This is a genomic window from Anabaena sp. FACHB-1391, assembly GCF_014696755.1.
Taxonomy (GTDB): domain Bacteria; phylum Cyanobacteriota; class Cyanobacteriia; order Cyanobacteriales; family Nostocaceae; genus Dolichospermum; species Dolichospermum planctonicum.
In genome coordinates this window covers 1-26,514 of the sequence record NZ_JACJQS010000039.1, presented here as the reverse complement: position 1 = coordinate 26,514, position 26,514 = coordinate 1, and the positions used below count along the sequence as shown (strand labels likewise).

The window sequence follows — 26,514 nt, the reverse complement described above, 5'->3', positions numbered from 1 at the left end:
GTATCTGTGTGAAAAAACCTAATTTAATAAGTCTAGACCCAAAGCAACAGCACCCCATAAAGGGGCATCATCACCCAACAATGCCCGGACAATTTCAAAATTCACTTCTGGTAATGCGGTTTCTCTGGCTACTTTTCGCACCGCAGCCCAAAAATTATCACCAGCTTTAGTCACACCACCACCTAAAACAAAGCGTTGAGGATTCATAAGATTGGCTACATTACCAATACCTACTCCCAATGCCCAAGCTCCCCTATATAATACCTCTTGGGCGATTTCATCTCCGTAGGATGCGGCGGCACTGACGACTTTTCCCGTGAGTAAATCCAGATTATTACCGATCAAATACCTAAGTATTTCTCCCCTGGCTTTACCCTCAGGGCTGGGTAGTTCTTTTTCTAGCATTTCTCGCGCATTTTGTGCCATGTAAGGGCCAGAAGCCAACCGTTCTACACACCCTCGTTTGCCACATAAGCATAATGGACCTCTAGGATCTACTACTATATGACCAATTTCCCCCGCCATGCCCAATGCACCTCGCCAGAGTTGGCCATTAATTATCCAGCCTCCGCCAACACCTGTACTAATAGTAATATAAAATAAGCTATCATATCCTTGTCCAGCCCCAAAGCGATATTCACCGATGGCTGCAACATTAGCATCATTATCTATACTCACAGGTACATTATAATCTTCCTCAAATAGTTGTTTGAGGGGAACATTTTCCCACCCCGGAACATGATGAGATAGTCTCACTAAACCTGTCGTTGCGTCCACTGGACCACCAAAGCTGATACCAATAGCATCCGGTTTATTTCCTTTTAACACAGATTTGATGAGCGATCGCATAATTTCTAAATCACTTAAAGCATCAGCATTTGCAGGAGAAAACCGTGATTCATGATACAACCACTCTCTAGTACCAGCCTTAACTGTTGCTGCTGCTAATTTTGTACCGCCAAAATCCAAAGATAAGATTAATGTCATATAATTAAACAATAGGGAGTTTAGGAAACAACTATCAACCATTCACCATGATTACTTAATTATAATTTTTTTGTAGTGCATTAGGAAACCATCTTCACAGCCCGGATCTAAAATATTTCTGGTATTTCTGGATTGATTATCTTTGTAACATATATATAACCTAATTTATTACATTTATAAATGCAATCACAGTGATGCTAAATTTTGGTTAACTTATGTATATTTAAGATTGTCCTCAGGACTTTATTTTTTTTTTAAAATTATTGAGAATATTTTGCAATATAGATAAATTCAGCTATAATTTGAAATATAATTTAAAAGTTAGTGAATGTATGCTATTGGGTATACAGACAAAAGATAGGATTTTTATTTAGATAATTGAGGAAAAACATCATTTAGGAGTCAACACAGAAGATTAAAAATGCTGGTCGAAACCGATATAAAGTATAAAAAATATTACATAAATTCTCCCGCTAAAATGTAAAAAATCTATATTTGAGATGATTACATTTTTGATAACAGAATTTATTTAGCCGGAAAAACTTAAAAAAATTAGAATATGATCAAGTGTCCTCTTGAATTTCTGCTAAAAATTGTCCATAAAATCCATCCTTGAGTAAATGTAAATGAATAAATTTTTTTGTGCTGATAATTCACGACAACTACAAGAAGATATGATTGGTACTGCTACCAACTACCAAACCTATATTTTAGTAGAATGTCCTACACCCTGGACCTATGAAGCCTTCAATTCCAAATGGGTTCCCGACAACTTACGGATTTTAGTAGAAGAAGTAAAACGTGCTAAAATGCCAGTTTGCTTTCTGCTAATTGCTAATGATCAATCCCATGGAGTTAAAGAGACAACTTTGTTAATTTATCAGCAGCAAAAGGGATTAATCAAAGGATATAGTAAGCAAGAATTTAAACTACCGAATATTGAAAAAGCAGCGGGAGTTGTTAGTAAATATTTAGCAGGTTTTAATACTGATTATGAAATAGAAACCCCAAGCAGCAGAGATATATTAATATGTACTCATGGTAGCCATGATCAATGTTGTGCGAGATATGGTAATCCTTTTTATTTTTATGCTCAAAATTATGCTAAAAATTATGCTGAAAATAAAAGTTTTGATTTACAATCAAATCAGGTGAGAATTTGGAAATCGAGCCATTTTGGTGGTCATAGATTTGCTCCCACAGCCATAGATTTTCCCCAAGGAAGATATTATGGGATTCTTGATCAAAATACCTTTCCATCAATTCTTAACTATAGTGGTGATATAGAATGCTTCAATAAAATTTATCGTGGTTGGGGAATATTGCCTAATCCTTTGCAAATTTTGGAAAAAGAACTGATCCTACGTTTAGGATGGGATTGGTTTAATTATAAAGTAACAGGTAAGATACTAGAAAAGAGTTTAGATAATCAGACAATTCTGGGTGAGTTAAGTTTTGAACAACCCTCTGGGACACTCTACACTTACCAAGCCAAACTTGTAAAAGATAATGTAAAAACACAAGCATTGAAAGTTTCTTGTCATGCTGCACAAGAAGTAGTATGTATGAAATATGCTGTATCTAATCTTTGGTTGGTAGCTAAAAAAGTGGCAACTTATAGTTAGGATATGATTGTGAATAGACCCAGATCCCTGACTTCTTAAAGAAGTCGGGGATCTATTTTAAGTTAAGGAATATCTAGCAATTGTCTCAAGAGCATTTGATCATCTAATTTAGCTTTTAAACGACCTTTCTCCACGTCACGAATCCAGCTTTGGCTTTTTTCCATTAACTTAGCTAATTCCCTTTGGGAAAGGTTCATTTTTTTGCGTCCTTCTATCACTTGTTTCCCTAGTAAATTACCTGTTTGTTGATGATTGCTTTTAGGTTTAGTAGTGCGACGTTGTTTCTTATCTGATTCTGAATGCTTTTCCCAATCTGGAGGCAGTTCAAAAGCTAAAATTCGGGCATTCAGGAGCAGATTCCATTTACCACGAGGTCCGCTATCGGTGAGACGATTTTCACCACTACCGTCATTAATCCAAAATTCTAAAGCTTGATCAGGATCTTCAGGAATATCAACTAATTTAGCCCATAAAGGTTGAATTTCTGGGGGATAGGTGACAGGATCAAATAATGGTTTAATTCCATAATGATTGAGAACTTCTAAATCATTTTCATAGGCTTTAAGTAGGCGTTTGCGCTCTTCCCTATGTCTAGAAGCTTGAGTTAGTTTTTCTTCACCATAAGCAACGCGCAGCAAGGTAGGAATAGTGATGCGTTGTTCCCTACCCATTTTAGTTTTAAATAATAACCAAAGCATGAGTCTAACAGCGCCCTCATGTTGTTGCCACAAACTCATAACCGTGGTTAATAAGCTTTTAGGAAGGCTGCCATATTGATAAAATGCAGTGCGTTCTTTACATCCTTGTCTGTTGCAAAAATGTTGCGTCCAAATCCCAGCTTTGATTGTAAATGTTAAGCCAATCAAATATTTACACCCTTGATCATCTTCTTGAAAATGGTGTTGAGTATCTATCAAATTCCAGAGATAACTATCTTTAATAGCAAAACTGGGAACTCTACCTTGTTGCGGCCAGTCAATAGAAACCATGAGAGAACAGGTTTGATAAACGATATTTTTGATTAAACCGAGTTTGGTACTTTTGCTCAGATCCTTACGTTTTTCCAAGCCCAAATACTGTTCAATTTGTCGTTCATCAATGGTAAATTCTTCTTGCCAAGGTTGATCTAAGGCTGTGATTTTAGCCGCAAAAATGAGATGAATACAAGCAGCACGAATATCTAAATAATCAATTGCTTGTAAATTATTATTGGTGCAGTTATTAACTGGAAATAGGTTGTGAATTTGAAAATAAATTGTCCCTTTTCCTTGATTAACTGAGCGGTGGTAATGCCAATTACCTTCTGCATTTTTTTCCCATTGTAAAGATGTCCGTTGTGCTAATAGATTACAAGCTTCCCAGATAACTATTGCTGAAGCAAAGGGGTTATTCTTACCATTAGAAAATAAATCGGAACTGGTAGCATCTCGTGGTTCAATTTTGCATCTTCCTTTTTTTGCCTGTATAGGTATGGGGGCATTTGTTGGACAAGCAATTACGCATTGTGGTTGTGAATGATGACCATCACAATTATTACAAAGGACAGGATCAACCCAATATTCATCATCTTCGATTTTGATTGCACCCGTAGGACATAGGGGTCGGCATTTGTCACATCCCACGCAATTGTTATTAGGAATTATATGCGGCATAGGAGGTCTTCCTACTTTAATCGTTGAGATGTTTGGCTCAAGTCTCCCCTTACAGAATTTTTGGATAAATGAACTACATTTAGATTTGGTTTCGCGCTATCACTCTTAGTGATCTTGAAGAGTAGACGCTAAGGAACAAAGGCGCAAAGGACGAAGGAGATTAAATACATAAGAACTGCTATAATGTGTCCTTTTGATTGATAATTTGTTACCCAATTACCTCTATAACGAGAAGATATTTTTCTCCTCTGATTAATTACTTATAGGGTTGATGAAGCCAGATTTTGTAGCTATTGATATTTGGCAAAGTTAGACTTTATTACTTCTTCATTAACTATAAATTTCATAAAGATTTGCATAAGATTGTTCAGTATGAGCTTGGCGGAATTTCTTAATATTTACCTAGATATTTATTGTGATAATGTTTATGCTGGGCTATATAAATTAGTCTAAATGTTTTTTATGAACATCTTGAGTAGTTAGGCACAAAATGGTTCAAAAATAAAGGAAATTATTTTTTTAAGTTTGTATTTATAAATACCATGAACGGTATATTTTCATCTAAATAAAAAATATTTGCAAGTGGCAAGTCAATTTAGCTAATAATTGGCGGTAATAATTGATGATAATTCCTATTAATTAAGGTGTTTTTTGGCTAATTGAATCAGATTTATTGAGAAAATAAATTTCAACACAATCGTGGAAAACTTTGGCTAATAAGCTTTTTAGATGCGGATATAATCTAAATTTATCAATAATTAATATTATTTAATAATTTGAACTAACTAAAAATAAATAATATTGTTTAGCAAGTCATGAAAATTTGACAAAAAAGTTAATTTTCGTTATTGAAAAAATTAAATATTAGGCTAGTATGAAGATTAAAGGATTAACTAACATCTAGCTAAAATTGCTGAGGTTCGATTCATGGCTACATTAACAGGATTGACTTTTGGAGGTACTGCTTGGACTCCTAAATTTGCTCAAGAAATTGACAAGGATAAATGTATTGGTTGTGGCAGATGTATGAAAGTTTGCGGTCATAAAGTTTTGGGCTTAATGGCTTTGAATGAAGAAGGTGAATTTGTAGAAGATGAAGATGATGAGGAAATTGAACGGAAAGTAATGGTTGTTATTAAGCCAGAAAACTGTATTGGTTGTGAAGCTTGTTCTCGGATTTGTCCCAAGAATTGTTACAGTCATACCACTTTAGACCAGTAACATTTTGGGTGATTTTTAAACAGTTGATTTTTGTCATTCTCAGCAAGGTAATTAGAGGGGAATCTCGATATTTACAGAATTTAGTTGAAAAGTTCACGGTAAACAGAAACGTAAATCGTCAATTGTTATTATCTAAATAAATCATACTTGCTACTATTTTTTCTACTTATATTTGGTTTATGAAAATATTAATTCTCAGATCCTCGATTTCTTCAAGAAGTCGGGGATTTTGTGGTTATCAATATGAAAAAATATGGAAGTTTAGCCATTTTTTGCTAGTTACAAGTTAGAACAGTAATAGTGAAAAATAAAAAGATGATTCTCTCTGCAAAAGAGAATTATTGATCTATAGAAACAAAGTCTATCTTCACTGACTATTGTTTTATTACTGTTTACAAAGCAGGTAGCATTTATGCAAAAAGTTCCTGTTTCGCTGTGGACACTGTTAGCTGGGATGATCATAGCCCCTATCAGTATCTGGATTGGTCAAAATCATCATTTATTACCGGAAGCAGCATCGCAACAAGCGCCTTTGGTAGATGGTTTTTTCAATATCATGTTTACAATTGCAGTTGCCCTTTTTTTAGTTGTTGAAGGGACAATTCTGCTGTTTCTAGTTATCTACAGACGACGAAAAGGAGATAATTCCGATGGTGTAACTGTAGAAGGTAACTTGAGTTTAGAGATTTTTTGGACAGCAATTCCTACGGTAATTGTGATCTTTTTAGGCATTTACAGTGTTGATATTTATAACCAAATGGGTGGTTTTGGTGTGGGTAGTCATCCTCACCAGGGGTCAACAACTGCTATGAATGTTAGTCATACAACTAATATTGGTATTGGTGAAAATCCTCAAACCAAAAATAAACCTGCTGATTTAGTTGTAGATGTCAAAGGAATCCAATTTGCGTGGTTATTTAATTATCCTGTAAGTGGTGTTTCTGCTGGAGAATTGCACGTTCCCGTGGGTACTGATGTCCAATTAAATTTATCGGCAGATGATGTAATTCACTCTTTTTGGGTTCCCCAATTTCGTCTCAAACAAGATGCTATTCCTGGTGTTCCTACTCAACTGCGATTTACAGCTACAAAAACTGGTACTTATCCAGTAGTTTGTGCAGAATTATGTGGTGGTTATCATGGTTCAATGCGGACACAGGTAATTGTCCATGAACGAGAAGATTTTGATGCTTGGATGAGTGAAAATCAAATTGCTGAACATCAAGAGATAAATCATGCAGTGGCTGTGAATTTAGAGAATTTATCCCCATCAGAATTTCTAGCCCCCTACACTCAGAATTTAGATGTAACTCCCGCAAATCTTGAGTCATTAGCCCATCAATTTTAGATTTTAGATTTTAGATTTTAGATTGATTCTTGTCTAAAATTTTGGATATTGAATCATCCTCGAAGTTTAAAATCTAAAATTCAGTCGTTAGTAATTATTAGCTAATAACTGAAACCTGACAAAAGACAACCAACAAAAATATGACACAAGTAGATTTTCCAGTTAATCCTCCACCAAATGAAAATCAAGCACCAACGCTGCTAAATACTCATAGTTCTCATCCCACAGCGTGGAAAGTTAGAGATTATTTCACATTTAATACTGATCACAAAGTGATTGGTATTCAATACTTGGTGACAGCCTTTGTATTCTATCTCATTGGTGGGTTAATGGCGATCGCAATTCGTACGGAATTAGCCACACCAGACTCGGATTTTATTGATCCAAATCTCTACAATGCCTTTATGACAAATCATGGAACAATCATGATTTTCCTATGGATTGTACCCAGTGCCATTGGTGGATTTGGTAACTATCTAGTTCCTTTAATGATGGGTGCTAGAGATATGGCTTTTCCTAAATTAAATGCGATCGCTTTTTGGTTAAATCCCGTCGCTGGATTATTACTATTACTAAGTTTTTTCTTTGGTGGTTCTCAATCTGGTTGGACTGCTTACCCACCATTAAGTTTAGTTACCGCCAACAACGCCCAAAGTTTATGGATTTTGTCCATTGTTTTAGTCGGAACTTCTTCAATTTTAGGTTCTATTAACTTTGTCATCACCATTTTGATGATGAAAGTTCCCAGCATGAAATGGGATCAAGTTCCCTTATTTTGTTGGGCAATTCTAGCAACTTCCATTCTCGCACTTTTATCTACTCCAGTATTAGCAGCAGGTTTAATCTTGCTGTTATTTGATATTAATTTCGGGACATCTTTTTTCAAACCAGACGCAGGTGGTAATGTGGTTATTTACCAACATTTATTCTGGTTTTATTCCCACCCGGCAGTTTATTTAATGATTCTGCCGATTTTCGGAATTATGTCCGAAATTATTCCCACCCACGCCCGAAAACCGATTTTTGGTTATAAAGCCATTGCCTTTTCCACCGTTGCTATTTGCGTCGTTGGTTTATTCGTTTGGGTACACCATATGTTTACCAGTGGTACACCTGGATGGATGCGGATGTTCTTCACCATTTCCACACTCATAGTAGCAGTCCCCACAGGTGTAAAAATATTCGGTTGGGTAGCAACCCTCTGGGGCGGAAAAATCCGCTTTACCAGCGCCATGTTATTTGCTATCGGTTTACTTTCCATGTTCGTCATGGGCGGTTTAAGCGGTGTCACCATGGGAACAGCCCCCTTTGATGTTCACGTTCACGATACTTATTACGTAGTCGGTCATTTTCACTACGTTTTATTTGGTGGTTCAGTCTTTGGTATTTACGCAGGTATCTATCACTGGTTCCCCAAAATCACCGGTAGAATGATGAACGAAACCTGGGGAAGAATTCATTTTCTACTGACATTCGTCGGTACAAACCTGACATTTCTACCCATGCACAAACTGGGTTTACAAGGAATGCCCCGCCGAGTTGCCATGTATGACCCCCAATTTGCCAGCTTAAACCAGCTTTGCACCATTGGCGCAATCCTTTTAGGTATTTCCGTCATTCCCTTCGCTTTAAACGCCATTTACAGTTGGCAAAAAGGCGAAATTGCTGGTGACAACCCCTGGGAAAGTTTAACTTTAGAATGGACAACCAGTTCTCCACCCATTATTGAAAACTGGGAAGTTCTACCAGTTGTTACCCATGGACCCTATGACTACGGACATCACCATGAAGAATCATCAGTGACAGAAGCTATCAGTTAAAACCCAGAGGTATGCAGAGGTCTTTCGCGCCTTTGCACCTTTGCGTAAGACGAGAAAAAATTTACCAGGAAAATAATATGACTGCAATTACACCCAGTGAACATCACAGCGACGGAGAACATCCAGATTTACGAGTGTGGGGTTTAATCACATTTCTCGCTTCTGAATCTTTGATGTTTGGCGGATTTTTCGCCACTTATTTGTTTTTTAAAGGGACGACAGCAGTTTGGCCACCAGAAGGCACAGAAGTAGAATTATTTATCCCCGCTATTAACACTATCATCCTCGTTTCTAGCAGTTTTGTCATTCATTTTGGTGATATGGCAATTAAAAGAAATAGTGTGGGTTGGATGCGGTTTTGGTATTTTATCACCGCCATTATGGGTGCTGTATTCCTAGCTGGTCAGGTTTATGAATACATGAATTTAGGTTATGGATTCACTACCAATATTTTCTCGAATTGCTTTTATTTAATGACAGGTTTTCACGGCTTGCACGTCTTTGTAGGACTGTTATTAATTTTAGGTGTCCTATGGCGTTCTTTCCGTCGTGATCATTATTCTGCTACTAAACATACTGGCATAGAAATGGCAGAAATTTACTGGCACTTTGTTGATATCATTTGGATTATTCTCTTTACTTTGGTCTATCTTCTCAATATTTTGTAAAAATGGATTGTGAGTAATTCCTAATTACGAATTACTCATATTCTTGTCTAAAATAATTATCATAATTTCAGCAAAAACTTCTAGGGATTAACTATTATGAAAACTGATAACAATAGATTTTCATGGTTTGATGTTGCAGATGATATCAAAGAATTATTGATATTAGCCGCAGCCACCTGGGAAAATACAGAAGAATCGACAAAATATATGCAGCAAGCTTTGGCTAAAACAGCAGATAATACAGATATTTTAGTCGCAGCTTATAGATATTTTTACTACAAAAATAATTATGGTTTAGCACTGACAACAGCAGAGAAAATAACCGCTAAAATCAAAGCAGTGGAAAATCTACCTGATAAGTGGGAAGAACTTAAACCTATCTTAATCAAACGTCAGGAAGAACCGCAAATCAGATTGTATTTGAATGCTTATGCTGCTTCTGGTTTGGTATTAGCTAAACTAGGAAAAATAGAAGAAGCGAAGGAAATTAGTAGCAGAATTAAAGGAATTGATGACAAAAATGATTTTGGTGCTGGTATTCTGCTAGAGATTTTAACTCGTCCACCGGAAGCAGATGATTAAACTTTCGTTAACTTTCATAAACGTTCATAAATTATGCAAGGTAAAGATTGGTTTGTTGCGGAAAATGGAGAATATCAAATTTGTAAATCAGCAAGGTCATGGGATTTATTGCAGGATAATTATCGTCTGTATCGCTTTTTAACTGAAGTGGAAGATGTACTCAATCATGTTGAAGAGGAATCAATCCAACTTCCAGCAATAAGAACCCTGGTAAGACGATTAATTGTTAATTCCTATTGGGTACAAAGTCAGTTTTTAAAACCTGATGCCAAAACGGGAATTTCTGTTTTATTATTATATGATGAATTAGGATTTCCCTTGACCGTACAAACAGTAACATTTGCACCAGGAACAACTTCCACTATTCATAATCATGGCACATGGGGAGTAATTGCTATATTAAAAGGTCAGGAAAAAAACACATTTTGGCGACGTAGTGGAAATCCTGATTTTCCTGATAAAATTGAAAGAACAGGAGAAATCAACTTATTTCCTGGTGATATTATCAGCTTGACACCTGAGACAATACATGATGTTCAAGCAATGGGTGAAGAACCAACAGTAACATTTAATATTTATGGAGAAACAAACCCAAACCAGAGATTTGAATTTGATGTAATTAACCACGTTGCTAAAAAGTTTTAAAGAATTTTCAAGCTAATGGCAAAAATAGCAAATGTTATAATTTCGGGATATAGGTGTTAGCTATCAATCAAAAAAATCATCTTGAATCTGCGTTGATCTGCGGTTAATTATTTTCCATCTAGAAACCAATAGGAGAAATAGCAATGGCCAGAGTACTTTTCTATGAAAAACCAGGCTGTAAAAACAATACCAGACAAAAAGTATTACTCACAGCCGCAGGTCATGAAGTGGTAGCATATAGTTTATTAACAGAACCTTGGACTGTAGAAAAATTGCGGTCATTTTTTGGCGATCGCCCGGTAATAGAATGGTTTAATCAAGCCGCACCCAGGGTAAAATCAGGAGAGGTGAATCCTGAAAATATCACGGCTGAAAATGCTTTGATCATGATGCTGAGAGATCCTTTATTAATTCGTCGTCCTTTGATAGAAGTAGGAGACAAAAGAGAAATCGGTTTTGATGTGGAGAAAATTGACGCATGGATAGGCTTAAAACCTGTGGATGAATCTTTGCAACAAATGAGCGAAAACCTCCTACAGCAAGACCTCCAAGGATGTGCTAATAAAGATAATCACGACCACCATCATGGTCAAGGTGGTTGTAAAAATCACCAATAATAATTGACAATTTTAGTAGGGTGTGTTAGTGTTAAAGTAACGCACCCTCGAATTTGGGTGAATTAATTAACTCATCAAATCTTGAAACAGAGCGGTACTTAAATAGCGTTCACCAAAGGAAGGTTGAATCACCACAATTAATTTACCCGCATTTTCTGGGCGTTTACCGACAACAATAGCCGCAGATAAAGCCGCACCAGAAGATATTCCCGATAATAAACCCTCTTCTCTGGCCAATCTACGCCCATACGCTATTGCATCTATATCATCAACTTGGACTATCTCATCAATTAAGTCTTGACGCAACACATCAGGAATAAATCCCGCACCAATACCTTGAATTTTATGAGGACCGGGTTTACCACCTGATAAAATGGGACTGTTGCTAGGTTCTACCGCAATAGCTTGAAAACTGGGTTTACGTTGTTTAATCACTTCTGCAATACCAGTAATTGTACCGCCTGTTCCTACCCCAGCAATTAAAATATCAACTTCTCCGTCCGTATCCGCCCAAATTTCCTCAGCGGTGGTTTCTCGGTGGATTTTCGGGTTTGCAGGGTTAGCAAATTGCTGTAACATAAAAGCATGGGGAGTATTCGCCACAATTTCCTCTGCTTTATTAATTGCTCCTCGCATTCCTTGAGTTCCTGGTGTTAACTCCAAACTTGCACCATAAGCCCGCAGCATGGCGCGTCTTTCTTGACTCATGGTTTCGGGCATGGTTAAAATCAATTTATAGCCCCGCGCGGCTGCTACCATGGCTAAAGCAATACCTGTATTACCGGAAGTTGGTTCAACTAAAACCGTTTTTCCTGGTGAAATTAAACCTTCAGCTTCAGCGGAAAGAATCATACTTACGCCAATTCTGTCTTTGACAGAGGCCGCAGGATTCATACTTTCTAGTTTGACAACTATCCTGGCCTTCACTCCTTCGGTTTGGGGAATTTTATTTAACTGAATTAATGGAGTTTTTCCAATCAGTTCTGTTACATCTTTAGCAATTCGCATTTTTTAACTCCTAAACTTCTAAAGTTTATATATTAATCTATTTTGCTCAAGTATTTATCTCATTGAGTATTGGTATTAACCACGCTTATTCTAGCATAATTTCTATCTATTTCACCAAAAATATTAGTAATTATTAAAAACTATTAGAATATCTTAATGTTGTTTCTGAGCTATTTAAGATATCTTAGGTTTATCTTTGTCATGGAATGATGTAATTTGAGTACAGTTTGTACTTGGGAATTTTCTTAGCAAAATATCTAAAACTAATAGTCTGTCTTGGTTTGAGTTTGAGTACAAAATACCCCGTCCCCTTTTTCAAAAATGCTAGTCCCCCACTCAATAAATACTAGCACCCCAACCCCAAAAAATATTTTAATTTCTTTTAAATGCTTACCAAATCAGGATCACAGAATTTGAGTAATGTCGTAATTATCTTAATAATATTAACTTGAGTTGCTGAAAATCGGGACTAAAAAGGGAACTGATATAAACGATATAGGATTTACGCAGAGATTCCCCTCTACCCCCCGAAGTTCTCCAGATGAAAGTCTGACGAATCAGGGGGGACTTCTTAACTCCTGCATTTGTCATCAGCATATTTTGAATAAAAAAGGGGCAAAAAATAAACATACTCATAAAAATTTTCTTTCTAGGTAATTAAGTCCTGGTAAGGGAGAATAAACATGAAAGTGAAATTTTTAAATCTGCTGACTGTAAGTTTAGTAACTTTAGCATTAATTTCTCCAGGGATAATAGTATTTGCTATGGTTTGGGGACAACATAAAGAGTTCGTTAAAACACAGAATTTATCCTGTGAATTGCAGAAAATAAATATAGCATCTTCAGCATTATCTCCCCAAACAAAAATTATCAATACTCAGTTATCTTTAGTCAAATCCAAGCCATCTGATCACAATTTTCTGCATCAACTCAAAGTTACCGCAAAAAGATATAAATTAGCGACAATTTTGCAATGGTTATTTTTAGTAACACCCATTTGTATTGGTGTAGGAATTATCGCTTATGACAGATATCTTGTCTATCGTGCTGCTGTATTAAAAGAACACATTGCTATGTTAGAAAGAATGTGGAAACAAAGCATCGAACAGTAATTTTTCAACTTAATCATTCACAATAAACTAAATTATCATGACAGACGAACGCCAAACACAGTATTTTAATTTAATTGATGAACTTCTCCAATGTCCTAATGGTCAAGAACCAGAAGTTTTAGAAGCAAAACCCGAATTAATTGACTCTGGTTTAGTGCAATCAATGTTACAAGTAGCCACAATGTTTGCTCATCAAGGTAATCAAGATGGGGCGCAATTTCTATTTTTTGTTGCTAAACAATTGGCCAAAGAATTAGGTTTATATCCTGAAGTTTCTGATCAAGTTGTCACTCAGGAGTAATCATGTTATTGACCGCAACTGATGCTGGAAAAATATCATTAGAATTTCTCTTAGCAGATTGGAATATTGCTGATGATTTTAGAGATTGGTTTACAGTATTTAATTCTCGCTTAATGGGTGAGAGTTGGTATATTGTAGAATTGGGTGTAGAGGGATTACCTGATAGATGGTTTATGCAGGTTTATGACACAGGAGTTTGTGACCCTAATTATACTTTTATTTCCCCAATTGCTGGTGCAGAAGGATATACAGATTTAAAAAGTCTACCAGATATTATTGCCGATGTTTTAGTCGCAGAACGTAATTCTCGATAAAAATTGGAGATATTCAGATCCCCAACTTCTTTAATAAGTCGGGGATCTAATATTTTATGTATTTTATGATTAATTTTGTTAGGTTTATTTGATAATAATATGTTATACTAAATAGAGTTATGGACGCTACAGAAGAATCAGTCAAATGATTACTGAAGACATCCTAGCCCAAGAATTTCTCAGAGTGGTAGATGACTATTATCCGTCCGTGGGAGAACTTTTAGAAGGCTGCCACGTGAAAGTTATCACTTGCTTTTGGGGACGACCTGCAAAACGGTTTCAATATATAGGAATTTATTGTCGAGAAGACATAATGCCCTATATTCAAGCCCAAAAACAAATCCTCAGAGAATTAGCTGAAAATATGGGGCTAATTCAAGTAGTTTGTCTCAATGCTAAACGATTGCTACGTGATCCTATGTCGAAGTTAAAACAGTCTGAACCTCGATTATGGTTGGAGTTGCAATTAGTGGCAGCCTAATCTAATATTTGGTTAACAATGAAAACAGGACTTTTCTGCAATTACGAAAATCATCACCATGATGCTAGACGCACTATCTTTGAACAAGTTTTATTGGTGAAGGAGGCTGAAAGTTTAGGTTTTGAAGAAGCTTGGGTAACAGAACATCATTTTAATGAGTTCAATCTCAGTCCTTCAATTCTGCTATTGTTGGCACATTTAGCAGGTGTGACTTCGCAAATTCGTCTAGGAACTGCGGCTGTATTATTGCCATTTCACCAACCAATTCGCGTGGCTGAAGATATTGCTACTTTGGACAATCTTTGTAGTGGTAGGTTGGCTTTTGGAGTAGCTAAAGGTGGACCTTTTCCGCAGCAAAATAAACATTTTGGTGTGAAAATGCAGGAATCTCGCACCAGAATGTTAGAGTCAGTGGCATTGATTCAAAAGCTATTATATGAAACTAACGTATCATTTAATGGCGAATATTATCAATGCGAAAATCTGACGATACAACCCCAACCACTGCAAAAACCAATTCCTATATATGTTGCTAGTGGTGATGATGATGCAGTTAATTTTGCTGCTAAAAATTCCTTTGGTTTAATGGGGGGTCCGCCGTTTTCTTTAGCAAGACTAAAGAAGACGGTTAATAAATATCGGGAATTTAATCAACGTGGTGCAGAAAAGTTCCTGTTAGCGCGGTTCTTTTTTGTGGGTAAAACTCATGATCAAGCGGTAAATGAAGCATTACCTTTTATTCGTCATTTTAGCAAAGAAATGACGGCTAACTCAACTCAAGTAATGGAAAAAAGTCCTCAACAACCAGCATTTGATCGGACAAATATTTGTTTTGATGAGGACTATTTGCTGGAAAACTCAATTATCGGTGATGTCAACGGTTGTCGTGACAAAATCAAGAAATTTCAGGACGAATTAAATCTCAGCACACTAGCGTTAAAACCTTCATCTTTTTCCTTACAAAAAAATCGAGAAAGTTTGCAACGCTACAATCAAGAGGTGCGGAATTATGTCTAAACTTTCCCTACTTCCTCCCGATGATTTACCTCCGACTCAGGTAACAAAAGAGGATGGAATGCTACATTTAGAGTTGGAACAGTCTATTGGTAAGTGCTTCTTTTATGCGTGCGATCGCATTACCCAAGTATTACTATCTAATTGTCAGTGGTACATGACCACAAATAAGACGACTTTGATGTTAATTGTAGACTGTCCCGATCTGGTTGCCTATTGGCATATAGTTAGTAATATTCCCCAATTAGGAAATAGGCTGGAAAGATTCACTAAAGATGCCAAAATTCGCGTTTATCCTCCTTTTGGCAAAGGATCACCCTTTGAAATTGGAGTGAATGAAATTTCAGCCTATCGAGATTGGTTGTAAGTCCTAAATTATATTTTAATCACTAAAATCACCTGATCCTCGACTTCTTCAAGCAGTCGGGGATTTATCTTCTATCTTGTTATAATAAAATAAATACAATATACCAGCCATGATTAACAACATGATTAATAACAAAAAAGCACTATTTGATCGTTGGGCAAATAGTTATGATTGGACATTTCCTTCCTTTATTTATCAAGCAATTCATAAAAGATTACTTTCCCAAGTTGAATTATCAGCAAATGCCAATGTACTTGATTTAGGTTGTGGAACAGGTAGATTATTAAATAGATTAGCAAATCAGTTTCCAGAAATTACAGGCACAGGTTTAGATTTATCTCCCCAAATGTTGCGGGTAGCGAGGCAAAATAACCGCCACCGTCCCCGCTTAATTTACCTTGAAGGTAATGCCGAAAATCTCCCCTTTGTAGAGGGACAATTTGATGCGGTTTTTAATACTATCAGTTTTTTGCATTATCCCCAACCAGACCAGGTTTTAAAAGAAGTAGCAAGGGTACTTTCTCCTGGTGGTAAATTTTATTTAGTGGACATTACTTTTAATAACTCATCATCATGTCAAATTACACCCCATTCTCATACAGCAGTTAGATTTTATAGCCAAAAACAAAGAGAAGAAATGGGGAATAATGCCGGTTTAACTTGTGTAGGTCATTATCCCTTATTAGGGTTTGTATTATTAACTATTTTTCAAAAATAATCTTTGTAGGGTGCGTTAGCGACAGCGTAACGCACCATTTTGATTTAATATTTAAACAGAAATCAAATTTGATGAATTATTGACCTGTTCAGATAACCAATTATATAAACCTTCCAACCCTGCCCCAGTAGTAGCAGAAACTTGGAAAATTTGCATATTTGGATTCACCTGTTTAGCATATTCAATACAGCGCTGAACATCAAAATTGATATAAGGTAATAAATCAATTTTCGTTAAAATCATAATATCACTACTGCGAAACATATAAGGGTATTTAATAGGTTTATCTTCTCCTTCCGTTACCGATAAAATTACCACCTTAGCCCCTTCTCCCAAGTCAAACAAAGCCGGACAAACCAAATTTCCGACATTTTCAATCATCACCACAGAATTAAGGGGCGGATTTAATTCTTGCAGCCCTTTTTCTATCATTGATGCTTCTAAGTGACAGCCTGTACCCGTATTAATTTGCACGACCTTACAACCAGTGGATTTAATTTTTTCAGCATCATTTGTAGTTTCTTGATCACCTTCAATAACGCTGATAGTTAGTGTATTTTTTAAATCATTAATAGTGCGAGTTAATAAAGTAGTTTTACCTGCACCGGGAGAACTCATTAAATTTAAAGCCAGAATATTTCGACCTTTAAACCAGCCGCGATTTTGGGCAGCTAATAGGTTATTTTTACCTAATATTTCTTGTTCTAAAGATATGGTTGTATTATGAATTTGAGCATGAATTTGGGTTGTTTCCTCATGATGATGAGAATGAGTAATTACAGTTCCATCTGCTAAAGTATGAGTATGATGGTGTTCATTTTCCATATTTGTAATTGTTGTTTGATTATCACCAGAACATCCGCAAATTACACACATAATTCCTCTACTTCAATTTCTTTAATTTTTAGTTCTTCACCAGCTATTATATCTAATTTAATACTACCACATTCACAAATACCAAAAGGTTTTTCGACATAAAAATTTGTACCACATTGACGACATTTAGCCATTCCTGGTATTTCCAAAATTTCTAATCTTGCCCCTTCAACTATTGTACCTTGGGCGCAAATATCAAAACAAAATTTAATGGCATCTGGCATAATAGCCGATAATTTACCAACTTCTAATAATACTCTTTGGACTTTTTTACCTTGGGCATTTTCGGTGACTATGGCAATGATATTTTGAGTTATTCCGAGTTCGTGCATATTAGGTGACAGTTGAGCCGTTACGGACAAGGAGTATAATAAAGTATACATCAATTTATTTCCTGTTCCCTAAAACTAAAAAACTTTGTATCTCACGAGCATGGGAACTGCTACAATAATTTTTGTAAGAGATTATAAATATCTTCCTTATTACCTTCCTTTCTTAAACCTATGCCAACTACTAAAACAACTACCTTATCATTTTCCACTTGATAAACTATACGGTAGCGTTGCCCTACAGCCCTAAGACTACGATAATTTATTAGTTGTCCAGTTAAAGGTTTTCCCTGCTTTTCAGGTTCTATTTTTAGTTTATCAATTCGTGAAATTAGAGCTTTTTGGTGACGTTTATCTTTAATATTTGTTAACATCTCCAATGCTAAAGGCGTTAACTGAATTTCAAATTCAATATTATCAGTTTGTGGTTTTTCAAAGTCCGAGTTTGAGTTTTGCATCATGCCAACTAATAGTTTCTCCCCTGTGTGCTTGAGCTATACTTTCTTGTAATTGTTGGTTAAATTCTTGATCAAATAAAATTGCTAAAGTTTCTAATAAAGATTCATATTGCTCAAAACTAATAGCCGCCATAACTGGTTTACCATGTTTGGTAATAATTATTGGCTCTTGTTGTACATCATCTGGCAAATGTAAAATTTGCTGTTGTGCTTCTGTAATTGTGAGGTGTTTTAACATATTCTGGTAAAAAATAAGTATTGTATATGATTATATCACTAATTCATGCACAAGATACCCGACTTCTGTGTTGATGATAGAATTTGTAGGTTGGGTTAAGCGACAGCGCAACCCAACAAAACCGCAAAAATGTCAGAAGTGTTGGGTAACATAGGTCAACCAAACCTACATAATTTATAGATTTTAACATATTCTGGGCAGTTGATCACCTACTAGCATATCTATGATTCTTTCTGCACCAAAGGCGGTTTTTAAAAGGACTATTCCTGGTGGGTGGGGAATGATTTCACCTATAATAGAGGCTTGTTTTCCCGTGGGGTGGTTTTTCATTGTTGCTAAAATCAAATCGGCTTTTTCTGGAGGTGCAACTATGACTAATTTTCCTTCGTTGGCTAAATATAAGGGTTCTAAACCTAAGATTTCACATACTCCATTTACTTCTTCTTTAATGGGAATTGCATTTTCATGAATGCGTATTCCTAAGTTAGAAGTGAGGGCAAATTCATTTAATACTGTGGCTAAACCGCCTCTGGTTGCGTCTCGCATGGCGTGAATTTGGGGACAAATTTTAATAATTTCGGCGACTAATTCATGCAGTGGTTGACAGTCACTTTCTATATCTGTTTCTAATGCTAATTCTCCTCTGGCAATTAATATTGCTGTGCCATGATTTCCTATTTCTCCATTAATAATTACCACGTCTCCCGGTTGAATGTTGCGAGGAGAAATGTCAATGTTTGGGGGAATTATCCCAATGCCGGCAGTATTTATAAATAATTTATCGGCACAACCTCTATTAACAACTTTGGTGTCTCCTGTGACTATTTGCACTCCAGCTTTTTCGGCTGCTTTCTGCATACTAGCCACAACTTTTCTTAATGTTTCTATGGGTAAACCTTCTTCTAAAATCATACTACAAGTGAGATATAAAGGTTTTGCCCCACTCACGGCTAAATCATTAATTGTACCATTAATTGCTAATTCTCCTATGTCTGAACCAGGAAAAAATAAAGGATCTACTACATAGGAATCTGTAGTAAATGCTAATCGTTTTCCATGTTGAGAAAGACTCAGTAAATCAAATGTGGCTTGGTCTTCTAATTGGGATAAAATGGGATTATCAAAACTTTTCACAAAGATATCATCTATTAGGTCTCTCATGGCTTTACCACCGCTACCATGGGATAAGTTAATGTGAGTATCTCTTATCTTTCCTTGACGACGACGGACTTGCTCAATTTTTTGGAAAAGTGGATTCTGATCAGAGTTAATTGTCATTTTTAAAATTGCTTTGTAATTATTTGTAATTATATTTTTTGTTGTGGGACAGGCATCTTGCCTGTCATTATTAGTTAATTATCTGCCAGTTTCTTCATGTCTACCAGCGTGTTTATCAGAGTGTAAAACCCCTCCAACCGCCCAATTATCTCGTTCAAATTCATCAATATGAATAGTTATCCATTCGGGTTTTGTTCCTAGTGCAGAAACTAAAGCTTCAGTGACAGCTTGGGCTAGTTTACGCTTTTTTTCTATGGAGTGACCCTTACCAATTTGAACAGTGACAAAAGGCATATAATTTTCCTCAAATTGTGCGATTTAGACTGATATAGGTTCGGTAGATACACCTGATTTATCTCTTTTTGCCATGGTTGACAGTCGCCCATATTTGTAATATGCTGCACAAGCACCTTCAGAAGAAACCATACAAGTTCCTATGGGTGTTTCCGGTGTGCAAGCTGTTCCAAATACTTGACATTGCCAAGGTTTTAAAACTCCTTTGAGAATTTCTCCACATTGACAAGCTTTATGATCTGCTATTTTTAAATTCGGAATTGTAAATTTAACTTCAGCATCAAATTGGGCATATTCTGGGCGAATTTTGAAACCGGAATTGGGTATTTCTCCTAAACCTCGCCATGCAAATTTTTCTCGCACTGTAAAAACTTGATTCATGGCTGTTAATGCGTTTTGATTTCCCCTAGTTTCTACTAACCGGTTATATTGATTTTCAACTTGACAACGATTTTCTACTATTTGTTTTAATAACATCCAAATTGATTGGAAGATATCTAATGGTTCAAAGCCAGAAATAACAATTGGTTTATGATATTGTTGGGTAATAAATTCATAAGGTTCTGTGCCTATGACCATACTTACATGACCAGGACCAACAAAACCATCAAGTTGTAAATCGGGATTTTCTAATAATGCTTGCAAGGCGGGAATTACTAATACATGATTAGAAAACATACTAAAATTAGTGATATTTTCTGCGGCTGCTTGAAGTATGGTAAATGCAGTGCTGGGGGCGGTGGTTTCAAAGCCTAAACCGAAAAATACTATTTCTTTATGGGGGTTTTCTTTGGCTATTTTCAGGCTATCTAAGGGTGAATAAATCATGCGAATATCCGCACCTTGGGCTTTAGCTTGCAAAAGGCTGGTTTTTGCACCAGGTACACGCATTGCGTCGCCAAATGTGGTAAATATGATGTTGGGTAGTTGACACAGTGCGATCGCATCCTCTATTCTACCTTTGGGCATTACACAAACTGGACAACCAGGACCATGAATTAATTCTATATTATCGGGTAATATTTCTTCGATTCCATATTTAAAAATAGAATGGGTATGTCCTCCACATACTTCCATGATTTTTAAGTGTCTATTTATTTGTTGGCTGAGTTTGGTTATTTCTTGTTGTAATGCTTGGGCTTTTTCGGGGTTGCGAAATTCGTCTACATATTTCATATCAATTTTAGATTTTAGATTTTAGATTTTAGATTTTGGATTAATTACTTTACAAAACATAAATTGATTAGCTATGATTAGCTAGAATGTCATTATTTTGTTTTTCCAGTCCGTTTTAACGGACTTTTGCTATTAGCCTTGTACTTCAGTGCAAGGCGGCTATTTCTTGTAATAGTTTTAATGTTTCTGCTGCTTCTTGTTCGTTGATTCTGTTCATGGCAAAACCAACATGAACTAATACCCAATCTCCTATACAAGCCTCTGGTGGGTGTTGTTGGTCAACTATACAGGCTATATTTATTTCTCTTTTGACTCCTCCAATATTAACTGTGGCTAGTTTGTGTTCTCTGTTGGTTATTTCTGTTATTTGTCCAGGTATTCCTAAACACATTTTTTTTTCCTTTTTTTAGATTTACATACCACTCCAGGCACAGAGGACGAATTTTTTGTTACTTTTTTAAGTATTTGGCGGCTGCAATTACACTTTGTCCTAATGATAAACCGCCATCATTTGTGGGTAATATACTATGAGTTAATACGTTAATTTCTAATTTTTCTAACCGCATTTTTACCTGTTTTAATAAAATTTGATTCTGAAATACTCCTCCTGTTAATGCTACTTGATTAAATTGATGTTCTTGTCTAAGTTGTTTAACAATTGTTACAATAGCAACAGCTAAACTTTTATGAAATTTTGCTGCTATTTCTGGTGATGAAATATGCTGTTTTATATCATTCAAAATTTCTCGCCATGTCGGGGATGTATCTATATAATATATATTAGCTGATTTTTCCAATTTAAAGGAATAATTTAGAGTTTCTTCATCATTGTTTAAAATATTGGTATCAGCTATTGCTTCCATTTCTATGGCTGCTTGTCCTTCATAGCTGCATTGTTCTGGACAAATACCTATGGCTGCTGCAACTGCATCAAATAATCGGCCTACTGATGATGTTAAGGGTGAATTAATACCTTTTTCTATGATTTGGTTGAGTAGTTTAGGGTTTTTATGTTCTAAAAATTTGATTATTGCTAAATCCCTGTATTTTTCTCGTATTTCTTGCCAACTAAAAGCATTAATTAATTGAGAATAGGTATTTCTCCAAGGTTGATAAATTGCCTGTTTTCCTCCTATCATTGGCATAGGTTTAAATGTTGCTAATCTTTGAAAACTTTGATAATCTGCTAATAAAAATTCTCCTCCCCATAATGTATCGTCTTCTCCATATCCCAAACCATCAAAGGCTATTCCTAAAATCGGTTTTGTATCTAAATAAATTTGATTTTCTGCCATACAAGCGGCTATATGGGCGTGATGATGTTGAATTTCTGCTAATTTAATATGATTAACCGTTGCTAGTTGTTTACCAAGTTTAGATGATAAGTATTCTGGATGTTTATCAATAGCAATTATTTCTGGTTTATGTTGAAACAAATTTAGATATAAATTCAATGTTTCTTGATAAGCATTAAACGCGGACGCATTTTCTAAATCTCCTAAATGTTGTGATAAAATCGCCTCACCTGCTCTTAATAAACAAAAGGTATTTTTCAACTCGCTACCCATGGCTAAAATAGGCGGTATTTTTTCAAATCCCGGTGGTAAAATAATTGGTGCTGGTGCATATCCTCTAGCACGTCTGAGGGTTTGAATTTTATTATCAATAACTCTAACTACCGAATCATCTACTCTATTAAAAATATCTCGATTATGTAATAGAAAATAATCAGCTATTTTCGATAATTTATCTTTAGCATCTTCATTATTTATACATTGTGTTTCATCAGAAATATTAGCACTAGTTAAAACTATTGGTACTTTCATTCTTCTGAGCATTAAATGATGTAAAGGCGTATAAGGTAGCATAAAACCCAGGGTATTTTGTCCTGGTGCTATAGCAGATGCTAATTTATGATTATCTTTAATTTTTAATAAAACAATAGGTGCTGCCGAACTTGTTAATAATTCTTTTTCTAAATCATTAATATGGCAATATTCAGAAATAATATTCATATCTCTGGCCATTAAAGCCAAAGGTTTATGATATCTATGTTTACGAGTTCTGAGTTTTATCACTGCATTTTCTAAACTAGCATCACAAGCCAAATGAAAACCACCTAAACCTTTAATAGCGACAATTTCACCCTTTTGTAATAAAGTACAAACAGCATCCACATCATCCAACATTGAGAACATATCAGATATCACAGGTTTACCGTCAGCCCTTTCTAACCATGCACGAGGTCCACATACAAAACAAGCCACAGGTTGAGCATGAAAACGACGATTTTCCACATCTTCATATTCCCTTTTACATTCCTTACACATGGGAAAATTGGCCATACTCGTATTATCCCTATCGTAAGGAATAGCGCGAATAATAGTTAACCTTGGACCACAATGAGTACAATTAGTAAAAGGATAACGAAAATAACGACTAAAAGGATCAAAAATTTCCCTTTGACATTGGGGACAACTTGCAGCGTCAGGAGAAACTTGAGTTTTTATCACACTATTAACACTTGGAGAAATCACAAAATTATCAAAATTAAATTCTCCCCAATATAGACCTCTAACCACCTGATTAATTTTTGCCAAAGGCGGACATTCTTGATATAATTTATTCACAAACTCCGTTATTATTTCCTCACTACCAGAAACACGAATTAACACCCCTTTGCCATCATTATAAACCTCACCTTTCAAACCTAAAATATTAGCTAAACGATAAACGGTAGGACGAAAACCCACACCTTGTACAGTCCCACTAACCCGAATTTCTTCTATTCTCATTCTTCCTCCTCTGCGACTTTGCGTGAGATAATCAAAACTTCCAAATCAAAACGCGATTATTCCCAGAATCAGCAATTACCGCAACTTCTCCACAAACCTTAACTCCATAACACCAATTTAAACTTTGTCGCGTTGCTAGTCCAAAATTGCGATTTTCACTTTTATTTGTAAAGTTATCTTGCCCAATGACAATATCAGCATCTGCACCCTGTAATAATAAAATAGATTCTCGTTTTTTCCATCCTACTAAACGCGAATTAGCTGTATCAGCTACCATTAAATAATCTCCCCAAATATCTACTCCATAAGGCATACTTAAACTACTAGCACTAGGAAAATAAACCCCTTGATTTAATTCTACAAAATTAAAGTTTTTTTGTCCTAAAATCACCGCACAAGGAGTATTATTTTCTGTTGGTATTCCTGGCCAAATCATCACCCTGTTATTACCTGCATCAGTCACAACTAAATTATCATCCCACATCGTGATATCATGACACCAACGCATACTAGCAGCAGTGGGAGAACTACCCCCATTTTCATTGCGTGATATCATGTCTGGTTGTCCCAAAACTATATCCGCAGGTTGGCCATTTTCTGTGGGTAATTGATTCCAAATTAATAACCGACGATTTCCGGTATCAGCTACAAATAGCTGACCTTGATGATAAAAAATACCGTAAGGCCAATGGAGAGTATTAGCTGCGGGTTGTTGGTGTCCTCGATTTGGTTCATGATCAATAAAGTTAGTTTGTCCTAATACTAAATCTGCGGGAATATGACTATCCTTAGGTGTATTATACCAGATTAAAATACGATGATTCCAAGCATCTGCAACCGCTAAACCATGACCACATTTACAAATACCCGTAGGTACACTAAATGTAGATTTTCCTGGTGTATTTTTTGCATTTTGTCCTTCATGAAAAAAGTCTGGTTGTCCTATTACCCAGTCCGCAGGTTCATGGTCTTTTGTGGGTAAATTTTGCCACCCCAATAAACGATGATGTCCTGTATCTGCTACCCATAATGGTCCGGTTGGTGATAATAAACAAGCTGCACGGGGTCCAAACATTGTTGTCGGAGTGGGTACAAGGGGAATTACTAACTGTTCTGGTGTAATATTATTTCCTAATATTATTTTGGCGCTATGAGGGAAGAGGGAGAAATGGGATATATTTTGGGTTTGCAATGTAGATAGGGAATTATTATTGGTTAATATTACCAGTTTTTACTCTATGGGAAAACCTGGAATAATTCCATCAATTTCCTGCATTATTCGGAAAGTTTCTGTTAAGGAGATAACAATTTTTTGATAATGGTTAATTTCTTGGGTAGATAATTGACGTTTGGCGTTTTTTCTGTCTTTTAACCATTTATCTAATACTTGATATCCTCCGATTTTAAATTCCCAGATATGTTGAGGAATATCTGTAAAATAACTTTGCTTATTAATATATACTCTTTGCAATTCTGAATTATAGGTAACTTCGTTAACTTGATTATCTTCTATTGTTTGATAGGTTGTCATTAAATTATTGAGTTTATCGGATTTCATTAAATGTAAGTTAACTAGTTCTTCTCCTTTGATAGCTAATGAATTAAATAGGTTTTGATTACTGGTTAAGGGAAGACGGGGAAAATCTATTTTCAGAAATTCAGCGTATCTAGTGCGGTATGTAGGACTGTGAAATATAGCATAAGCATAGTAAAAGATTTGTTCTGGTGTGGGTATTTTACCAAGTTTTTCTTTAATAGCTTCTAAGAATTTTGGGGATAGGTTAGGAGTTTTTTCTAGAAAAAGATTTGTTTGTTTATTTTCTATATTTGGGTATGTGTAGAGAGGAAAAACATAAGTCCTTTCTCTACTTGCTGATGAAATAGAACAGATTTCAGGAACTGAGTTAGTAACAAAAATATGTCTCCACCCCATAATAGAAAGCTGACGATTACATAATAAACTCAGATTATCTTGTATTAGATGCTGTTTCAATGGTGGACGGGGAAAATCCATTGCTACTGTACTTAAATAACAGAAACGCTTATCAAAAGGACGATACAAACAACTAATTAAATCATTTTCCCAGTTGAGATTTTTTCTAACTTGTTTTCGTGCTTCAGCTAAATTCCAATCTCTACTATCATGAATAGTATATAATTCTTGCAAATAATCATTAGATAAATCTTCAGATATTAAATCAAGTATTCTTTTTTTAATTACATCTCTATCAAAATCTATTGCAAAGTTATCTCTATGAGTAGTAAAACCACTGGAATTAATTATAAATATATCGCTGATTAAGCATCCTTGATTATATTCCGTTGCTAAATCAAAATCTTTCGGTGCAAAAAAGTAATTAGGTTCAGTAGGTTTTACTTCTATCCAATCAATATTATCTAAACTTGCAGATTCTAAAAACTTATATTTATCCTCACGTCTTCCCCACAGATCATAATATAACACCTGAGCCATTTCCTTAACACCATCTCTGGATTTATAAGCAGTAGAACCATAATCAGGTTGATCTTTTTCCCGCACAGCAATTAAAATCGCTACACCCTGTTGAATATCAAACACATTTTGATCAAT

General features: G+C 35.6%; 29 protein-coding genes. 15 read left to right on the top strand and 14 right to left on the bottom strand.

Annotated features, from left to right (window positions below; genetic code table 11):
- Positions 1 to 18: 18 nt before the first annotated feature.
- Positions 19 to 987 carry an ROK family protein gene (locus H6F62_RS16670; protein ID WP_137909055.1) on the bottom strand — a complete coding sequence of 323 codons (969 nt, stop codon included), beginning with the start codon at positions 985 to 987 and terminating at the stop codon, positions 19 to 21.
- 626 nt (positions 988 to 1,613) lie between these two features.
- On the opposite strand from H6F62_RS16670, the gene H6F62_RS16665 reads away from it, so the two are divergent.
- Positions 1,614 to 2,612: a sucrase ferredoxin gene (locus tag H6F62_RS16665; protein WP_190372521.1), complete on the top strand. Its 999-nt coding sequence runs from the start codon at positions 1,614 to 1,616 to the stop codon at positions 2,610 to 2,612.
- 62 nt (positions 2,613 to 2,674) lie between these two features.
- Here H6F62_RS16665 and H6F62_RS16660 read toward each other — a convergent pair whose 3' ends face one another.
- Positions 2,675 to 4,264: a helix-turn-helix domain-containing protein gene (locus H6F62_RS16660; protein ID WP_190372520.1), complete on the bottom strand. Its 1,590-nt coding sequence runs from the start codon at positions 4,262 to 4,264 to the stop codon at positions 2,675 to 2,677.
- Between the two features lie 927 nt (positions 4,265 to 5,191).
- Between H6F62_RS16660 and fdxB the strand changes: the two genes are divergently transcribed.
- The 7 genes from fdxB (at position 5,192) to H6F62_RS16625 (ending at position 11,165) form a co-directional block, all read left to right on the top strand.
- The gene (gene fdxB, locus H6F62_RS16655) at positions 5,192 to 5,485 is read left to right on the top strand and encodes a ferredoxin III, nif-specific (RefSeq protein ID WP_028083556.1); all 294 of its coding nucleotides are present in this window, start codon (positions 5,192 to 5,194) and stop codon (positions 5,483 to 5,485) included.
- A 412-nt stretch (positions 5,486 to 5,897) separates the two neighbouring features.
- On the top strand, positions 5,898 to 6,833 hold the full coding sequence (locus H6F62_RS16650) for a cytochrome c oxidase subunit II (RefSeq protein ID WP_137909058.1): 936 nt from the start codon (positions 5,898 to 5,900) through the stop codon (positions 6,831 to 6,833).
- Between the two features lie 140 nt (positions 6,834 to 6,973).
- Positions 6,974 to 8,653, top strand: coding sequence for a cytochrome c oxidase subunit I (gene ctaD, locus H6F62_RS16645; protein WP_137909059.1), 1,680 nt, complete (start codon positions 6,974 to 6,976; stop codon positions 8,651 to 8,653).
- Positions 8,654 to 8,730: 77 nt separating this feature from the next.
- Positions 8,731 to 9,321: a heme-copper oxidase subunit III gene (locus tag H6F62_RS16640; RefSeq protein ID WP_190372519.1), complete on the top strand. Its 591-nt coding sequence runs from the start codon at positions 8,731 to 8,733 to the stop codon at positions 9,319 to 9,321.
- A 96-nt stretch (positions 9,322 to 9,417) separates the two neighbouring features.
- Complete coding sequence (locus H6F62_RS16635; RefSeq protein ID WP_137909061.1) at positions 9,418 to 9,903, top strand: hypothetical protein; 486 nt, start codon at positions 9,418 to 9,420, stop codon at positions 9,901 to 9,903.
- 33 nt (positions 9,904 to 9,936) lie between these two features.
- The gene (locus H6F62_RS16630; RefSeq protein ID WP_137909062.1) at positions 9,937 to 10,548 is read left to right on the top strand and encodes a cupin; all 612 of its coding nucleotides are present in this window, start codon (positions 9,937 to 9,939) and stop codon (positions 10,546 to 10,548) included.
- Positions 10,549 to 10,691: 143 nt separating this feature from the next.
- Positions 10,692 to 11,165, top strand: a complete 474-nt coding sequence (locus H6F62_RS16625; RefSeq protein WP_137909063.1) for an ArsC/Spx/MgsR family protein — start codon at positions 10,692 to 10,694, stop codon at positions 11,163 to 11,165.
- Positions 11,166 to 11,231: 66 nt separating this feature from the next.
- Here the strand turns inward: H6F62_RS16625 and cysK are convergent, their stop codons facing one another.
- On the bottom strand, positions 11,232 to 12,173 hold the full coding sequence (gene cysK / locus H6F62_RS16620; protein ID WP_137909064.1) for a cysteine synthase A: 942 nt from the start codon (positions 12,171 to 12,173) through the stop codon (positions 11,232 to 11,234).
- 683 nt (positions 12,174 to 12,856) lie between these two features.
- Here cysK and H6F62_RS16615 point away from each other — a divergent pair.
- The 7 genes from H6F62_RS16615 to H6F62_RS16585 all read left to right on the top strand — a co-directional run bounded on the left by H6F62_RS16615 (position 12,857) and on the right by H6F62_RS16585 (position 16,480).
- Positions 12,857 to 13,285: a hypothetical protein gene (locus H6F62_RS16615; protein ID WP_190372518.1), complete on the top strand. Its 429-nt coding sequence runs from the start codon at positions 12,857 to 12,859 to the stop codon at positions 13,283 to 13,285.
- 37 nt (positions 13,286 to 13,322) lie between these two features.
- Positions 13,323 to 13,586 carry a hypothetical protein gene (locus tag H6F62_RS16610; protein ID WP_028083565.1) on the top strand — a complete coding sequence of 88 codons (264 nt, stop codon included), beginning with the start codon at positions 13,323 to 13,325 and terminating at the stop codon, positions 13,584 to 13,586.
- Between the two features lie 2 nt (positions 13,587 to 13,588).
- The gene (locus H6F62_RS16605) at positions 13,589 to 13,900 is read left to right on the top strand and encodes a hypothetical protein (RefSeq protein ID WP_028083566.1); all 312 of its coding nucleotides are present in this window, start codon (positions 13,589 to 13,591) and stop codon (positions 13,898 to 13,900) included.
- Positions 13,901 to 14,045: 145 nt separating this feature from the next.
- Positions 14,046 to 14,381, top strand: coding sequence for a hypothetical protein (locus H6F62_RS16600; protein ID WP_028083567.1), 336 nt, complete (start codon positions 14,046 to 14,048; stop codon positions 14,379 to 14,381).
- 18 nt (positions 14,382 to 14,399) lie between these two features.
- Entirely contained in the window at positions 14,400 to 15,398 is a 999-nt protein-coding gene (locus H6F62_RS16595) for an LLM class flavin-dependent oxidoreductase (RefSeq protein ID WP_190372517.1), read from the top strand.
- The gene (locus H6F62_RS16590; RefSeq protein WP_137909067.1) at positions 15,391 to 15,762 is read left to right on the top strand and encodes a hypothetical protein; all 372 of its coding nucleotides are present in this window, start codon (positions 15,391 to 15,393) and stop codon (positions 15,760 to 15,762) included. Before H6F62_RS16595 ends, H6F62_RS16590 begins: the two co-directional genes overlap by 8 nt.
- Positions 15,763 to 15,871: 109 nt before the next feature.
- The gene (locus H6F62_RS16585) at positions 15,872 to 16,480 is read left to right on the top strand and encodes a class I SAM-dependent methyltransferase (RefSeq protein ID WP_190372516.1); all 609 of its coding nucleotides are present in this window, start codon (positions 15,872 to 15,874) and stop codon (positions 16,478 to 16,480) included.
- Positions 16,481 to 16,531: 51 nt separating this feature from the next.
- On the opposite strand, the gene hypB is transcribed toward H6F62_RS16585, so the two are convergent.
- The 11 genes from hypB to H6F62_RS16530 form a co-directional block, all read right to left on the bottom strand.
- Entirely contained in the window at positions 16,532 to 17,356 is an 825-nt protein-coding gene (hypB, locus tag H6F62_RS16580) for a hydrogenase nickel incorporation protein HypB (protein ID WP_190372515.1), read from the bottom strand.
- Positions 17,347 to 17,688, bottom strand: coding sequence for a hydrogenase maturation nickel metallochaperone HypA (gene hypA, locus H6F62_RS16575; RefSeq protein WP_028089723.1), 342 nt, complete (start codon positions 17,686 to 17,688; stop codon positions 17,347 to 17,349). Before hypA ends, hypB begins: the two co-directional genes overlap by 10 nt.
- 110 nt (positions 17,689 to 17,798) lie before the next feature.
- Complete coding sequence (locus H6F62_RS16570) at positions 17,799 to 18,146, bottom strand: type II toxin-antitoxin system RelE/ParE family toxin (RefSeq protein WP_231395417.1); 348 nt, start codon at positions 18,144 to 18,146, stop codon at positions 17,799 to 17,801.
- Entirely contained in the window at positions 18,118 to 18,381 is a 264-nt protein-coding gene (locus H6F62_RS16565) for a type II toxin-antitoxin system Phd/YefM family antitoxin (RefSeq protein ID WP_137909070.1), read from the bottom strand. Before H6F62_RS16565 ends, H6F62_RS16570 begins: the two co-directional genes overlap by 29 nt.
- A 183-nt stretch (positions 18,382 to 18,564) precedes the next feature.
- Positions 18,565 to 19,659: a hydrogenase expression/formation protein HypE gene (gene hypE / locus H6F62_RS16560; RefSeq protein WP_137909071.1), complete on the bottom strand. Its 1,095-nt coding sequence runs from the start codon at positions 19,657 to 19,659 to the stop codon at positions 18,565 to 18,567.
- Positions 19,660 to 19,737: 78 nt separating this feature from the next.
- Positions 19,738 to 19,953 carry a 4-oxalocrotonate tautomerase family protein gene (locus H6F62_RS16555; RefSeq protein ID WP_028089727.1) on the bottom strand — a complete coding sequence of 72 codons (216 nt, stop codon included), beginning with the start codon at positions 19,951 to 19,953 and terminating at the stop codon, positions 19,738 to 19,740.
- Positions 19,954 to 19,977: 24 nt separating this feature from the next.
- Positions 19,978 to 21,129 carry a hydrogenase formation protein HypD gene (gene hypD, locus H6F62_RS16550; RefSeq protein WP_190372514.1) on the bottom strand — a complete coding sequence of 384 codons (1,152 nt, stop codon included), beginning with the start codon at positions 21,127 to 21,129 and terminating at the stop codon, positions 19,978 to 19,980.
- Between the two features lie 145 nt (positions 21,130 to 21,274).
- On the bottom strand, positions 21,275 to 21,520 hold the full coding sequence (locus H6F62_RS16545) for a HypC/HybG/HupF family hydrogenase formation chaperone (protein ID WP_137909073.1): 246 nt from the start codon (positions 21,518 to 21,520) through the stop codon (positions 21,275 to 21,277).
- A 58-nt stretch (positions 21,521 to 21,578) separates the two neighbouring features.
- Positions 21,579 to 23,924 carry a carbamoyltransferase HypF gene (hypF, locus tag H6F62_RS16540; protein ID WP_190372513.1) on the bottom strand — a complete coding sequence of 782 codons (2,346 nt, stop codon included), beginning with the start codon at positions 23,922 to 23,924 and terminating at the stop codon, positions 21,579 to 21,581.
- 31 nt (positions 23,925 to 23,955) lie between these two features.
- The gene (locus H6F62_RS16535) at positions 23,956 to 25,116 is read right to left on the bottom strand and encodes a hypothetical protein (protein WP_190372512.1); all 1,161 of its coding nucleotides are present in this window, start codon (positions 25,114 to 25,116) and stop codon (positions 23,956 to 23,958) included.
- Between the two features lie 39 nt (positions 25,117 to 25,155).
- Positions 25,156 to 26,514, bottom strand: a 1,359-nt coding sequence (locus H6F62_RS16530) for a type ISP restriction/modification enzyme (RefSeq protein WP_347238722.1), incomplete at its 5' end; no start/stop codon positions are given.